General features: G+C 69.1%; 12 protein-coding genes. 5 read left to right on the forward strand and 7 right to left on the reverse strand.

Annotated elements, in window-relative coordinates; all coding sequences use genetic code 11:
• Positions 1 to 4: 4 nt before the first annotated feature.
• The gene (locus tag E0H92_RS21715) at positions 5 to 919 is read right to left on the reverse strand and encodes an SMP-30/gluconolactonase/LRE family protein (protein WP_131497558.1); all 915 of its coding nucleotides are present in this window, start codon (positions 917 to 919) and stop codon (positions 5 to 7) included.
• Positions 920 to 1,048: 129 nt separating this feature from the next.
• On the opposite strand from E0H92_RS21715, the gene E0H92_RS21720 reads away from it, so the two are divergent.
• Positions 1,049 to 2,995, forward strand: coding sequence for a M13 family metallopeptidase (locus E0H92_RS21720; RefSeq protein ID WP_131497559.1), 1,947 nt, complete (start codon positions 1,049 to 1,051; stop codon positions 2,993 to 2,995).
• 9 nt (positions 2,996 to 3,004) lie between these two features.
• Here E0H92_RS21720 and E0H92_RS21725 read toward each other — a convergent pair whose 3' ends face one another.
• A complete protein-coding gene (locus E0H92_RS21725) occupies positions 3,005 to 3,817 on the reverse strand; it encodes a class I SAM-dependent methyltransferase (RefSeq protein ID WP_131497560.1) in 813 nt (270 codons plus the stop codon).
• Between the two features lie 85 nt (positions 3,818 to 3,902).
• Between E0H92_RS21725 and E0H92_RS21730 the strand changes: the two genes are divergently transcribed.
• The 4 genes from E0H92_RS21730 to E0H92_RS21745 all read left to right on the forward strand — a co-directional run bounded on the left by E0H92_RS21730 (position 3,903) and on the right by E0H92_RS21745 (position 7,658).
• The gene (locus E0H92_RS21730) at positions 3,903 to 4,535 is read left to right on the forward strand and encodes a TetR/AcrR family transcriptional regulator (protein WP_202873763.1); all 633 of its coding nucleotides are present in this window, start codon (positions 3,903 to 3,905) and stop codon (positions 4,533 to 4,535) included.
• A 43-nt stretch (positions 4,536 to 4,578) separates the two neighbouring features.
• Entirely contained in the window at positions 4,579 to 5,283 is a 705-nt protein-coding gene (locus E0H92_RS21735; protein ID WP_131460437.1) for a GntR family transcriptional regulator, read from the forward strand.
• A gap of 150 nt (positions 5,284 to 5,433) precedes the next feature.
• On the forward strand, positions 5,434 to 6,945 hold the full coding sequence (locus E0H92_RS21740) for an NCS1 family nucleobase:cation symporter-1 (protein WP_131460436.1): 1,512 nt from the start codon (positions 5,434 to 5,436) through the stop codon (positions 6,943 to 6,945).
• A gap of 5 nt (positions 6,946 to 6,950) precedes the next feature.
• A complete protein-coding gene (locus E0H92_RS21745) occupies positions 6,951 to 7,658 on the forward strand; it encodes an aspartate/glutamate racemase family protein (RefSeq protein WP_131498326.1) in 708 nt (235 codons plus the stop codon).
• Here the strand turns inward: E0H92_RS21745 and E0H92_RS21750 are convergent.
• The 5 genes from E0H92_RS21750 to E0H92_RS21770 all read right to left on the reverse strand — a co-directional run bounded on the left by E0H92_RS21750 (position 7,655) and on the right by E0H92_RS21770 (position 13,751).
• Positions 7,655 to 9,106: an aminopeptidase P family protein gene (locus E0H92_RS21750; protein WP_131497562.1), complete on the reverse strand. Its 1,452-nt coding sequence runs from the start codon at positions 9,104 to 9,106 to the stop codon at positions 7,655 to 7,657. The two genes, E0H92_RS21745 and E0H92_RS21750, sit on opposite strands and share 4 nt — an antisense overlap.
• A gap of 48 nt (positions 9,107 to 9,154) precedes the next feature.
• Entirely contained in the window at positions 9,155 to 9,583 is a 429-nt protein-coding gene (gene panD / locus E0H92_RS21755; protein ID WP_131460434.1) for an aspartate 1-decarboxylase, read from the reverse strand.
• A 45-nt stretch (positions 9,584 to 9,628) separates the two neighbouring features.
• Positions 9,629 to 11,803 carry an MMPL family transporter gene (locus E0H92_RS21760; protein ID WP_131497563.1) on the reverse strand — a complete coding sequence of 725 codons (2,175 nt, stop codon included), beginning with the start codon at positions 11,801 to 11,803 and terminating at the stop codon, positions 9,629 to 9,631.
• Between the two features lie 84 nt (positions 11,804 to 11,887).
• Complete coding sequence (locus E0H92_RS21765) at positions 11,888 to 12,565, reverse strand: response regulator transcription factor (protein ID WP_131497564.1); 678 nt, start codon at positions 12,563 to 12,565, stop codon at positions 11,888 to 11,890.
• Positions 12,468 to 13,751 (reverse strand): sensor histidine kinase, encoded by a 1,284-nt coding sequence (locus E0H92_RS21770; RefSeq protein ID WP_131497565.1) that lies wholly within the window; start codon positions 13,749 to 13,751, stop codon positions 12,468 to 12,470. The genes E0H92_RS21765 and E0H92_RS21770 overlap by 98 nt, the downstream gene beginning before the upstream one ends.
• Positions 13,752 to 13,811: the final 60 nt, after the last annotated feature.

Raw genomic sequence — 13,811 nt, forward strand, 5'->3', positions numbered from 1 at the left:
CGGTTCAGCGTTCGACTGCGGTGACCCAGTACTCCGTGGTGGGAGTCGGTGACGTGGTGAAGCGGGCATTGGGCAGGTACAGCCGGTTCCCGAAGGCGGCGACGGTCGTCGGTACGTCGAAGTCCGGGCTGGTCAGCTCGCCGACCACCTCGCCCTTCGTGCCGGTGCGGTTCAGTTCGAGCACCGCGATCTTGTTCAGCCGGTTCTGGACGACGTACAGGGTGCGACCGAGCAGGAGCAGGCCGTCGCCGTTCGTCATCAGCGTGGCGCCGATGTCGATCCGCCGGGCCACACCGGTCCGCCGGTCGACCCGGAGCAGGAAGCCGGTCGACGACTGCACCATGATCAGCGCGCGGCCGTCCGGGGTCAGCGAGATGCCGTTCGCGTTGTTGCCGGGCAGGTGCTGGTAGTCGCCGGTGAGGGGGATCGTCTCGGGCTGCGCGCCGGCGACGCGGTAGAACACGGGCCGCTGCGAGTCGGTGAAGTACGCGCCGTCCTTGGCCAGGATCACGTCGTTCACGAACGTCGGCGTCGTAGTAGTGAACGTGTAGCTGGCCAGGACCTTGCCGGTGCGGGTGTCGATCACCCGGCCGTTCCCTCCGGCGGCCCCGGCGACGAACAGGCGGCCGAACGGGTCGACCTTCATCCCGAGCGAACCGGTCCCCGGGCCCTGGCTGATCACCTTGCCGCGTCCGGTGCGCAGCGAGGCGGCGTAGATGTCCCCGTCGGCACGGGAACCGAAGTACGCCGTACCGCGGGCGATCGCGATGCCTTCCGGCTGGAAGCCGTTCGGCAGGCTGAACTTGGTCGGGAACGGGGCGGCGGCTGGTGCGGCGCTCGCTGCCGAGGTGCTCGCCAGGCCCAGCAGTACAGCGGGCACACCGGCGAGGGCAGTGCGGCGGCGGACGAGGTGTGACATGGCGGGGTCCTCCCTGATCCGGGTCTTTACCCGGGAGAACGGGAGGGTCCTGTGGATAGTTCAAAACGGCGGATTCCCGAACCGGGTATGTTCGCTGGCAGCAACTCGACTTGGGACAAGGGGTCAGGGATGACAGCAGGAATCGACGACTCGGGGGCGGTTCGCCCGCAGGACGATCTGTACCGGTTCGTGAACGGGACATGGCTGGCGGAGCACGAGATTCCGGCCGACAAGGCGATCCACGGCGCGTTCCACGCGCTCTGGGACACCGCTGAGCAGGACGTCCGCGCGATCGTCGAGAAGACCGTCGCGGCCGGGCACGCGGAGGGCAGCGACCCGCGGAAGATCGCCGACCTCTACACCAGCTTCATGGACACCGAGAGGGTCGAGCGGCTGGGCGCCGAGCCGATCGCCGACCAGCTCGCCCTCGTCGCGGGCGTGACGGACCTGGCCGGGCTGGTGTCCGTCCTCGGGCAGCTCGAGCTGCAGGGCGTGCCGGGCGTTTTCCACTACTGGGTCGACGCCGACGCGAAGAAGTCCGACGAGAACATCGTCCACCTGACCCAGGGCGGCCTCAGCCTGCCCGACGAGTCGTACTACCGCGAGGACAGCTTCGCCGCGATCCGGACGGCGTACGTCGAGCACGTGGAGACCCTGCTGGAGCTCGCCGGGCTGTCCGACGGGAGCGCGGCCGCCGAGCGGATCCTCGAGCTGGAGACGCGGATCGCCGGCGCGCACTGGGACCGGGTGAAGGAGCGCGACGTCCAGCTCACCTACAACAAGCTCGACCGGGCCGGGCTCGAGGAGCTGACGCCTGGGTTCGACTGGGCGGCCTGGCTGGCCGGCGCCGGTGTGCCGGAGAGCGCGTTCGCGGAGGTCGTGGTCCGCGAGCCGGACTTCCTGACCGCGGCCGCGACCGCGCTGCAGGAGGTCGACGTCGACCGGTGGAAGGAGTGGCTGAGCTGGCGGATCGTGCACAGCGCCGCGCCGCTGCTGAGCCAGGCCTTCGTCAACGAGAACTTCGCCTTCTACGGCAAGACCCTGACCGGTGCGCCCGAGCTGCGCGAGCGCTGGAAGCGCGCCGTCGGTGCGGTCGAGTCGGCGCTGGGCGAGGCGCTCGGCAAGCTGTACGTCGCGGAGCACTTCCCGCCGGACGCCAAGGCCCGCATGGTCGAGCTCGTGCAGAACCTGGTCGCCGCCTACCGGCAGCGGATCGAGGCGCTGGACTGGATGGGCCCGGACACCCGGCAGCGGGCGCTCGAGAAGCTCGGGACCTTCGTCCCGAAGATCGGGTACCCGGACGAGTGGAAGGACTACTCGGCGCTCGAGATCGACCCGGCCGACCTGTTCGGCAACGTCCGTCGGTCGGTCGCGGTGGAGACCGCCCGGGACCTCGCCAAACTCGGCAAGCCGGTCGACCGGAACGAGTGGCGGATGACGCCGCAGACGGTCAACGCGTACTACAACCCGCGGATGAACGAGATCGTCTTCCCGGCCGGCATCCTGCAGCCGCCGTTCTTCGACCTGGTTGCCGACGACGCCACGAACTACGGCGCCATCGGTGCGGTGATCGGCCACGAGATCGGCCACGGCTTCGACGACCAGGGCTCGCGGTACGACTCGGCCGGCAACCTGAACGACTGGTGGACCGACGCGGACCGCGAGTCGTTCGAGCAGCGCACCGACAAACTCGTCGCGCAGTACGACGCCCTCGAACCGGCCGAAACCCCCGGCCAGCACGTGAACGGCAAACTCACCCTCGGCGAGAACATCGGCGACCTCGGCGGCCTGTCCATCGCGTACGTCGCCTACCAGCTGTCCCGGGACGGTGCCGACCAGGCCGACGCCGACGACCAGGCCGGCAGTGAGCGCTTCTTCGCCGCGTGGGCTCACGCCTGGGCCACCAAGACCCGTCCCGAAGAGGCCGCCCGCCGCCTCACCATCGACCCCCACTCACCCCCGGAGTTCCGCTGCAACGCGGTGGTGAAGAACATCGATGCCTTCCACAACACCTACAAAACAACCCCCGACGACACGATGTGGCTCGCCCCGGAAGACCGCGTCCGCATCTGGTGACCCCGACCGTCAGGGGCTGACCAGGCCGACGGCCTGGATCGCTCGAAGGCGGCCGTCCGAGAGCGCGTCGACGAGGTTGTCGAGGCGCTCTCGGAAGTTGGGCACGAACGCGTGCAGACCGAGTGGGCCGGGTGGCTGCGACTGGATCATTCGCATCATGGCGGCCACCTGCTCGGTCAGGTCTGACCATCGCTCGACCGTGAGTCCGGCAGCTTCGATCGTGGCGCGGAGGGCCGGCGGGGTGATCAGGTGGGTGTGCTCGGGGACGTCCGCCCACGGCAACGGGTAGTCGAGCTCGCCGCGGTCGCCGGTGCAGATGTCCCACACCGCGAGTCGCCCGCCCGGCCTCAGCACGCGCCGAGCCTCCCGATAGAGACGGTCCTTGGCGGCCACGTTCATCTGTACGTGCTGGCTGAACACGACGTCGAACGACGAGTCAGCGACCGGCAACGCGGTCACATCGCCTTGGCGTACGTCGATGCGGTCGTCGAGGTCGACCAACTGGTCGAGCCATCGGGTGATCTCGCAGTACTCGGCGGACAGGTCGACGGCTGTCACGTGGCAGCCGAAGCGGGAGGCGACGTACCGGGCCGTTCCGCCGATGCCTGCGCCGGCGTCCAGGACCTTGCTGTCCGCGACGATGCCGGCCAGGTCCGCGAGTTGCATCGTCGCGAGCCGTCCGCCGGTGTGGTAGTCCTCGAGCATCGCGAGGTCCGCGGCCTGGAGCTCGTCAAGCTTCTTGCCTGCGGCAACGAGCGCCTGCTCGATACCGGCCCGCGATCGACCGGTGGTGTACTGCAACGGAACTGTCTGCTCGCTCATGGTGACCCCTCACTGGAGCAGTTATGTGGACACTGTCCACATAACCATATCTAGTGGACAGTGTCCACATTGCTATCCTGAGCCGGTGACGGCAGCGGAGGAAGCACCACGCTCGCGGCGACGCCCGCGGGGCGATGTACGGGCCGGTCTGGTCGCGGCGGGGGTGGAGCTGGCCCGCGCCGGCGGGCCGGACGCGGTCGTACTGCGGGAAGCGACCCGGATCGTCGGCGTCGTACCCAACGCGGCGTACCGGCACTTCGCGGACCGCGACGAGTTGCTCGCCGAGGTCTGCACCGCGGCCATGCTCGAGCTGGCCGACCGAATGGCAGCCGGCATCGCCCGCGTCCGCGGCAAACGCGGCAACCCGGCCGCCGCACAGCGCCGGCTGGGCGCGATCGGCACGGCCTACCTCGAGTTCGCCCGTGCGGAGCCCGGACTGTTCGCTACCGCCTTCGCCGTGCCGCGGCAGCACGAGTACGCCGCCCGCGATACGACCGACCGAACCCCGCTGGGCCTGCTCCGCGGCGCTCTGGACGAACTGGTCGAAGCCGGCGTCCTCGATCCGCAACGACGCGAAGGGATCGAGTACCCGATCTGGTCCCTCGTCCACGGGACCGCCGTCCTCACCGGCCGAGGGCCGCTCCGGGACACCTCCGACGCCGAACTCCGCCGGATCGAGGCCCGAACCCTCGCGTTCATCGCTGCCGGCCTGGCCTGAGACCCTGCTCGACAGATGATTCGGTGAGGCTTATCGTCCGGGAATGCGTAGACCGTCGGACTTCACCTCACGACTCGTGCGGACCACCGCAGCCGTGGGCGAGATGCCGCCGGTCGAGAGTGATCTGCGGCATGCGATTCTGACCGGTGATCAGCCGCCGGGGACGTCGGTGCCGATCGACGAGGTGGCGGCGTTCTTCGGGGTCAGTGCGATTCCGGTGCGGGAGGCGCTGAAGACGCTGTTCGGGGAAGGGCTGGTCGAGCATCGTCCGCATATCGGGTACCGGGTGGCGAAGCTGACGTTCCTGGAGTTCCGCGAGCTGTACGACGTACGGCAGGCGCTGGAGTCCGCGGCGTTGCGTGCGGCGGCGGTCAACGCGACCTCCGTCGACCACGACCGGATCCGGGACGCCCACGGTTCGCTGGCCGATGCGGGCGCCGCGGGGGATCGTGAGTACGCCGCCGCGACCCGCCGTTTCCACTTCGCGCTGATCGAGCCGTCGGGGATGCACCGGCTGATCCGGATGTACGAGACCGCGTGGAACATCACCGAGCCGGCCCGGCCGATGTCGCGGGTCCGGGCACACGAGCGGGCCGGTTTCCACGCGGACCACGAGCGGCTGATCGCGGCGTACGTCGCCCGGGACACCGACACGCTGATCGCCGAGTCGGAGCGGCACTACGCGCATCTGAAGAGCGCGATCTCGGAGTTCGCCGACGACCCGGAATGCTTCGCCGATCCGGCCTGAAGCACGTTTCCTATATTTGCGCCGCTTTTCCTATATTTGAGCGGAAACCGGGCGTTCACCGTGGACGTCATTCCGCGAAACACGCTATTCCTAGCTTCGGTTCACTGGCCGCGCGATCCGCCCGCGGCCCAGCCCGGAGGAGCACACAGCATGGCTACCGAATCCGCGCCCGCTGACATCGTCGACGCCGCCGGCTACCCGTCAAGTCCGGACGACTCGCGGAGCGACTACCACCCGCGGCTGACCAACGAGGACCTCGCGCCGCTGAAGCAGCAGACCTGGCGCAGTTACAACATCTTCGCGTTCTGGATGTCCGACGTGCACAGCGTCGGCGGTTATCTCACCGCGGGGAGTTTGTTCGCGCTCGGCCTGACCAGTTGGCAGGTATTCGTCTGCCTGATCGCCGGTATCTGCATCGTGCAATTCTTCTGCAACCTGGTCGCAAAACCGAGCCAGCTCGCGGGTGTTCCGTACCCGGTGATCAGCCGGGTCTCGTTCGGCGTTCTGGGCGCGAATATCCCGGCCATCATTCGCGGCCTGATCGCCGTCGCCTGGTACGGCGTGCAGACCTTCCTGGCGGCCGAGTCGCTGAACATCGTCTTCCTCAAGCTCTGGCCCGGACTGGCCCCGTGGGCGGACAAGGACGTGCACGGCTTCGCCGGTCTGTCGGTGCTCGGCTACGTCAGCTTCGCGATCCTGTGGGTGGCCCAGGCCGCCTTGTTCTGGCGCGGGATGGAGAGCATCCGGAAGTTCATCGACCTGGCCGGTCCGGCCGTCTACGTGACGATGCTGCTGCTCTGCGCGTACCTGCTGGTCAAGTCCGACTTCACCATCGATCTGAACCTGTCGAACCACAGCCTGTCCGGGTGGGCCACGATCGGCACGATGCTGAGCGCGATCGCGCTGGTGGTCTCGTACTTCTCCGGCCCGATGCTGAACTTCGGCGACTTCGCCCGCTACGGACGCAGCTTCCAGAGCGTGCGGAAGGGCAACTTCTGGGGCCTGCCGATCAACTTCATCTTCTTCTCGCTGCTCACCGTGCTCACCGCGGGCGCGACGGTTCCCGTGTACGGCGAACTGCTGACGGATCCGATCAAGACCGTGGAGCGGATCGACAACACGTTCGCGATCCTGCTCGGCGCGGCGACCTTCGTGACCGCGACCGTGGGGATCAACATCGTCGCGAACTTCATCTCGCCGGCGTTCGACTTCTCGCACGTCAGCCCGCAGAAGATCAGCTGGCGGATGGGCGGCATGATCGCGGCCGTCGGCTCGGTGCTGCTGACGCCGTGGAACTGGTACAACAACGACACGGCGATTCACTACACACTGGGCATCCTCGGCGCGCTGATCGGCCCGCTGTTCGGCATCCTGATCGCGGACTTCTACCTGATCCGCCGCCAGAAGGTGGTTGTCGACGACCTGTTCACCCTCGACGAGGACGGCGCGTACTACTACCGCAAGGGCTACAACCCGGTCGCCGTCCAGTCCGTGATCGCCGCCGGGGTGGTCTCGGTCGCGTCGGTTCTCGTGCCCCGCTGGGTCGGCGGCGGACTCTGGATCAGCGACTACAGCTGGTTCATCGGCTGCGGTGTCGGCTTCGCCGTCTACACGGTTCTCGCGCGCCGGGCCGGCATCGCCAAAACCGAGCAGGTGGCGTGACGACCATGCGGATCAAGGTCATCAACCCCAACACCACCGCGTCGATGACCGCCCTGATCGGCGACTGCGCTCGTGCGGTCGCCGGTCCGGGGGTGCTCGTCGACGCGGTCAGTCCCCGGCAGGGGCCGCCGGCCATCGAGAGTCATGTCGACGACGCACTCGCCGTACCGGGTCTGCTGCAGGAGATCGCGGACGGTGAAGCGGCCGGGTACGACGGATACGTCATCGCGTGCTTCGGCGATCCGGGGCTGAACGCGGCGCGGGAGCTGGCCCGCGGGCCGGTTGTCGGCATCGCCGAGGCCGGCATGCGTACGGCGTCGTACCTGGGCCGCGGGTTCAGCGTCGTCACGACGCTGGCCCGGACCGTCGGTCATGCGCACGATCTGGCCGAGGAGTACGGCGTTGCGCGGCAGTGCCGGGGGATCCACGCGTGCGAGATCCCCGTCCTTGCTCTGGAAACGGATCCGCACGCGCGGGCCACGATCCTCCGGGCGTGCGAGGAGGCGCTGGCGCTCGACGGTTCGGACGCCATCGTGCTGGGCTGCGCGGGCATGGCCGACCTGTGTCACGACCTGTCGGCCGCGCTCGGGGTGAGCGTGATCGACGGCGTGGCGGCGGCGACCGCCACGGTCGAAATGCTGGTCCGGATGCGCCTCACCACGGGCAAACTCGGCGAGTTCGCCCCACACCACCGCCCTGAACGCGTCGGTTAGGACGCCATCCAGTCCTGGATGCCCTCCACGGTGCGGGGCATGGCCTCGGAGAGGTTTTCCGGGGTGCCGTCGGTGATGAGGATGTCGTCCTCGATGCGGATTCCGATGCCGCGGAGGTCCTCGGGGACGGTGAGGTCGTCGGACTGGAAGTACAGACCGGGTTCGACGGTGAGGACGTAGCCGGGCTGGACGGGACCCTTGCGGTAGTTCTCGTCGCGGGCCGCCGAGCAGTCGTGGACGTCGAGGCCGAGCATGTGGCTGACGCCGTGCAGGGTGTAGCGCTGGTACAGGCGGCTCTCGGGGTCGAGTGCCTCCTCGGCCGGCACCGGCAGCAGTTCCATGGCGTCCAGGCCGTGGACGATGACCTCCATCGCCGCCTCGTGCCCGGCGCGGAAGTTCGCACCCGGCGTGAGCGCCGCGATCCCGGCGTTCTGCGCGTCCAGCACCAGCTGGTACAAGTCCCGCTGGCGCGGCGTGAACTCACCGCTCACGGGCAGCGTCCGGGTGATGTCGGCGGTGTACAGCTGCCGGTTCTCCACGCCCATGTCGAGCAGCATCAGCGTGCCGTCGTTCACTCGGCCGTCGTTCTCGATCCAGTGCAGCGTGGTCGCGTGCGGACCGGCCGCGGCGATCGACGTGTACCCGACGTCGTTGCCTTCGGCCCGGGCGCGGCGCCAGAACGTGCCCTCGATCCAGCGTTCGCCGTACTGCCGGACCTTGTCCATCTCCGCGAGTACGTCGGAGAAACCGCGGTGCGTGATCCCGACGGCGTCCCGGAGCTGCTCGAGCTCGTACGCGTCCTTGACCAGCCGCAGCTCGGACAACGTCGCCGCCAGCTCCTTGTCCTTCGGGTCCTCGGTCCGGGCGCCGCTCAGCAGCGCGGCGATCGACTGGTCCTCGCCCCGCCGTACCCGGGTCGGTACGTCGCCCTTGAGCGCGTCGGCCAGCTGGTCGACGTGCCGCGTCTCGATCCCGAACTCCTTGGCGGTCTCGGTCAGCGACGGGCGCCGGCCCGCCCAGAGCTCGCCGTACATCCGGTCGCGCCAGAACTCCTCGCCCTGCGAGCGGTCGGCGCGCGGGCGGAAGTACAGCACCGAGTCGTGGCCGGTGGTGCCGTTCGGCTCCAGGACGAGCACCGCGTCCGACGTCTGGTTACCGGTCAGCCACACGTAGTCGGTGTGCGGGCGGAAGACGAAGTCGGTGTCGTTCGAGCGGACCTTGTAGGTGCCGGCCGGGATCACGAGCCGCTCGCCCGGGAACGCCTGCGACAGCGCGTCACGGCGCTTCGCCGCCCACACGCCGACGTCGCTCAGGGACAGGTCGGTCCGCTCTGAGTCCGCCCAGCCGGAGTTCATGAACGCACGCAGCTTCGCGCTGGGCTCGTTGTCGTGCGAAGCCGTCTTCGGCGCAGCGTCCTGGGTGGCTGTGCTCTCGGTCGTGTCGGTCATCGTCGACCAGTCCTCTTCTCGGCGCGGCGGTGGTGGCGCCGGTCGTGGCTACGGGTGCAGTTGGTCCCCGCGCAGCGTGCCGCTGCCGGTGCCGTTGTCCGGCAGCGCCTCGGCGGGGTCGGAACCGATGCGGGTGATCGCATTGTCCTCGTCCACGAAGACTACGCTCGGCTCGAAAACCTTCGCCTCGGCGGTGTCGAACATCCCGTACGCGATCAGGATCACCAGGTCACCCGGGTGGATCAGGTGGGCCGCGGCCCCGTTGATCCCGACGATCCCGGACCCGCGCGGCCCTTCGATCAGGTACGTCGACAGTCGCTGACCGTTGGTGATGTCGACGATGTCCACCTTCTCGCCGGGCAGCAGGTCGGCCGCGTCCATCACGTCGGCGTCCAGCGTGCACGACCCGACGTAGTCCAGGTCGGCCTGCGTCACCGTCGCCCGGTGCACCTTCGACTTCATCATTTCCCGCCACATGGCGGCCATGATCCGGGCCACGCCGGTTCCTGTCAGTGGCCGCCGTCACCCAACCGGTTCAGTCTCCCGTTCGGCCACCGGCCGCCGGCGCAGTGAGTCGCCCTCGACATCGACGTTCGGGAGGAGCCGGTCCAGCCAGGCGGGGAGGTACCAGGCGCGGCGGCCGAGGAGGGCCATCACGGCCGGTACGACGGTCATCCGGACCACGAACGCGTCGATCAGGACCGCGAGGGCCAGTCCGAAGCCCATCTCGCGGATCAGCGTCTCGCCGGACAGGATGAACCCGGAGAACACCGCGGTCATGATCACCGCGGCCGCGGTCACCACCCGCGCACCGTGCGCGAACCCGTCGACGACCGCCGCCCGCGGTGCGGCGCCGTGGACGTGCTCCTCGCGCATCCGCGTCACCAGGAAGATCTGGTAGTCCATCGCGAGCCCGAACACCACCCCGATCAGGAAGATCGGCAGCATGCTGATCACCGGCCCGGTCTGTCCGGTGATGCCGAACAGCCCGGCCAGCCAGCCCCACTGGAACACCGCGACCAGCGCGCCGAACGTCGCCACGACGGTGAGCAGGAACCCGAGCGTCGCCTTCAACGGCACCAGGATCGAGCGGAACACCAGCATCAGCAGCAGGAACGCGAGCCCGATGATGAGCGACAGGTACGGCAGCAGCGCGCCGCCGAGCTTGTTCGAGATGTCGATGCTGACCGCGGTCGCCCCGGTGACGGCCACCTCGGCGCGATCGCGGTCGGGCATCGACCGGATCGCCTCGACCAGGTCCCTGGTCTGCTGCGTACTCGGGCCGCTCGACGGGATCACGGTCAGCAACGCGGTGTTCCCGGCCGGGTTGAAGACCGGCGGCGTCACCATCGTCACGTCCGGCAGCCCGCGAACAGCAGCGGCGGTCGCGGTGGCGGCCGTCTGCGGATCGGTGGACGCGCCGGCGTCCACGACCACCATCAGCGGCCCGTTGAAGCCGGGCCCGAAGCCCTCGGAGAGCATCTCGTACGCCTTGCGCTGGGTCGAGTCGGGTGCGGCCGTGCTGTCGTCGGGCAGACCGAGTTCGAGGTCGGTCGCCGGGATCGCGAGCGTGCCGAGGCCGATCACGGTCACCACCAGCACCGCCAACGGACGCCGGGTGATGAAGCCAGCCCACCGGCGGCCGACCGTCGTCCGCCCGGCCGCTTCCGGATCGCCGCCCCGCAGGCCGGGGATCCGGCCGCCGAGAACCCGCCGCCCCGCGAACCCGAGCAGCGCCGGCAGCAACGTGAGGGCGATCGCGACCGCGACGACCACGGTGAACGCCGCGGCCAGGCCCATCTGGGTGAGGAACGGGATGTCGACCACGAACAATCCGGCCAGCGCGATCACCACGGTCAGACCGGCGAAGACCACGGCCGAGCCGGCGGTGCCGACCGCGCGGCCGACGGCCTCCTCGGGCTCCAGCCCGGTGCTCAGCTCGTGCCGGTAGCGGGACATGATGAACAGCGCGTAGTCGATCGACACCGCGAGGCCGATCATCAGCGCGAGGATCGGCGTACCGGATCCGATGTCGACGAAACCGCTGATAGTCGAGATGGCGGTGACGCCGAGACCTACCCCGATGATTGCTGACAGCAACGGCAGGCCGGCGGCGATCAGCGAGCCGAAGGTGATCAGCAGGACGACGGCGGCGACGCCGATACCGATCACCTCGGTGAGCGGCTGCTCGCCCTGCGCTTGCAGCGCATCGCCGCCGAACTCGACGGTGAGGCCGGCCGCCCGGGCCGGTGCGACCGCATCGGCGACCGCCTGCTGCGCTTCGGGGGTGATCTCCTGCGCGGTGACCTTGTAGGTGACCTGCGCGTAGCCGGTGCGGCCGTCGGCGGAGATCGCCTTGGCGGCAAAGGGATCCACGACGCGGGCGACCTGGGGCGCGACCGCGATCCGGTCCAGGGTCTGCCGCACCTGTGGCGAGTCGGTGAGCTTCTGGCCGGCAGGCGCCTGGAACACGATCCTGGCGGTCGCGGCGTCGGCGCCGGCCTGCGGGAAGCGGTCGTTGAGCAGGTCCGCGGCACGCTGCGACTCGGTGCCGGGGATCGAGAAGCCGTTGGCGGTCGGGCCCGAGAGCGTGCTTGCACCGACTGCTCCGGCGGCCAGGAGTCCCAGCCAGATCAGGAGCACCAACCGGCGGCGGCGGAACGCGAATCGGCCGAGCCGATAGAGGTACGTAGCCATGCGACCGATGCTCCCGGCGCGGGGTCGTCGCTCGCGTCTGCTCCCGGTGGGCTTCTGGCCGTACCGCGTTCGCCGTACCTGGTACTACGGCTGCGGTACGCCGGGACGCACGAGGCCGGTCTGGTACGCCAGGACGACGAGCTGCGCGCGGTCGCGGCAGTCGAGTTTCACCATCGCGCGGTTCACGTGGGTCTTCGCCGTGGACGGGGAGAGCACGAGGCGTTCGGCGATCTCGTCGTTGGACAGGCCGAGGGCGACCAGGCCGACGATCTCGCGTTCGCGGTCGGTGAGGACGTCGAGGGCCGTGGGCCCGACCGGGTTGCCGGGGGTGGGTTCGGCGAGGAAGCGGTTGATCAGGCCGCGGACGGCCTTCGGGGACAGCAGAGCGTCGCCGCGGGCGACCACCCGGATGGCGTCGATCAGCTCGGCCGGTTCGACGCTCTTGCCGAGGAAGCCACTGGCGCCGGCACGGATCGCGTCGAACACGTACTCGTCGACCTCGAACGTGGTCAGGATCAGCACCTTCACGCCCGCGAGCGCCTCGTCCGCCGTGATCATCCGGGTCGCCGCGAGGCCGTCGACCTCGGGCATCCGGATGTCCATCAGCACCACGTCGGCCCGCTCGGACCGCGCCAGCTCGACCGCTTCCCGCCCGTTGGACGCCTCAGCAACGACCTCCAGATCGGGAGCTGAACTCACCAGCACCCGGAACCCGCTGCGGATCAGTGTCTGGTCGTCGGCCAGCAATATCCGGATGGTCACCTACATCTCCCGTCTCCAGAGGAAGCACAGCACGTACTGCCCACCCGCCTGTCGCCTCCGGCCCGGCCACCAGCTCGCCGCCTACGGCGGCAACACGCTCACGCATCCCGATGAGGCCGTGTCCGGCGCCCAGGTGGGTGATGGCGGGAGCTGTTGCTGAAGCGGGCCGAGCACCCGAGTCTGTGACGGTGATGGTCAGGTTGCGTGGCGCGCGGGTGATTTGGACGTGGGCGGTGGCGGTGGGGGCGTGCTTGAGGACGTTGGTGAGGGATTCCTGGATGATGCGGTACGCCGTGAGTTCGATGACGTCCGGGAGCTCACCCAGCGACTCCGGAGGTGTCCAGTCGACCTTGACGCCTGCTGCGGTGAACGACTGGACGAGGGCGCTCAGCTCGCTCAGCGACGGTGCCGGCGCAGTGGGCAGCGGTGACCCGGAACGACGGAGTACGCCGAGAAGCACTGTGAGCTCCTGGAGGACGGTGCGCCCGCCTGACCGGACCAGCGCCAGCGCACGCTCGGCCTCGTCGGGCTGCGTCCGAAGGACATGCGCAGCGACCCCGGACTGCACGTTCATCAAGGCGATGTGGTGTGCGATCACGTCGTGCAGTTCGTGCGCGATCCGCAACCGCTCCTCGATCACTCGCCGCTGCGCCTCTTCGTCCCGCGACCGCTCGGCCCGCAGCGCTCGCTCCTCGAGCTCGTGCAGCCAGGCGCGCCGGTTCCGCACCGCCTCGCCGATCGCGCCCGAGAACAGCACGAAGAAGACCAGACCGAGGTTGTCCAGCACGTCCCCACCGACGAACAGGACCTCCATGAGCAGTGTGACCAGCGCCGTGGCGATCACCGCGACGCTGCGGGTCAGCCGATCCTTCGACAGGACGACGGTGAAGACCGCGACACCCATGTAGAGCACGATCGGGCTCTTGGCCTGCTCGGCGATCTCGAACGCGGTCGCGACCCCCGTGCAGACCACCAGAACCGAGATCGGCGCCTGCCGCCGGAACGTGACTGCGGCGGCACCCACGACGGCCAGGACGACGACGGTCGCGTTCAGCTCGATCCGCTCACCGATGTGCTTCCCGCCCGGGACGAGCAGGTTGATCAGCAGGATGACCAGGGCAAGCGCAAGGTCCAGCGCCAGCGGATGCCGCGCGAAGGCACGGCAGAACCGGATGAGCCGTTCCATCCCTTCACAGTACGTGTTCCCCCGTCGGACCACCTCGTCCAGCGGCAGTATCCCCGCCGT

The sequence above is a fragment of the Kribbella speibonae genome (genome assembly GCF_004331375.1).
GTDB classification, from domain to species: domain Bacteria; phylum Actinomycetota; class Actinomycetes; order Propionibacteriales; family Kribbellaceae; genus Kribbella; species Kribbella sindirgiensis.

Excerpts from the sequence above, each read along its gene's own strand:
- E0H92_RS21715 (WP_131497558.1), bottom strand. The coding sequence starts at position 919 with ATGTCACACCTCGTCCGCCGCCGCACTGCCCTCGCCGGTGTGCCCGCT.
- E0H92_RS21720 (WP_131497559.1), top strand. The coding sequence starts at position 1,049 with ATGACAGCAGGAATCGACGACTCGGGGGCGGTTCGCCCGCAGGACGAT.
- E0H92_RS21725 (WP_131497560.1), bottom strand. The coding sequence starts at position 3,817 with ATGAGCGAGCAGACAGTTCCGTTGCAGTACACCACCGGTCGATCGCGG.
- E0H92_RS21735 (WP_131460437.1), top strand. The coding sequence starts at position 4,579 with ATGCGTAGACCGTCGGACTTCACCTCACGACTCGTGCGGACCACCGCA.
- E0H92_RS21740 (WP_131460436.1), top strand. The coding sequence starts at position 5,434 with ATGGCTACCGAATCCGCGCCCGCTGACATCGTCGACGCCGCCGGCTAC.
- E0H92_RS21745 (WP_131498326.1), top strand. The coding sequence starts at position 6,951 with ATGCGGATCAAGGTCATCAACCCCAACACCACCGCGTCGATGACCGCC.
- E0H92_RS21750 (WP_131497562.1), bottom strand. The coding sequence starts at position 9,106 with ATGACCGACACGACCGAGAGCACAGCCACCCAGGACGCTGCGCCGAAG.
- panD (WP_131460434.1), bottom strand. The coding sequence starts at position 9,583 with ATGTGGCGGGAAATGATGAAGTCGAAGGTGCACCGGGCGACGGTGACG.
- E0H92_RS21760 (WP_131497563.1), bottom strand. The coding sequence starts at position 11,803 with ATGGCTACGTACCTCTATCGGCTCGGCCGATTCGCGTTCCGCCGCCGC.
- E0H92_RS21770 (WP_131497565.1), bottom strand. The coding sequence starts at position 13,751 with ATGGAACGGCTCATCCGGTTCTGCCGTGCCTTCGCGCGGCATCCGCTG.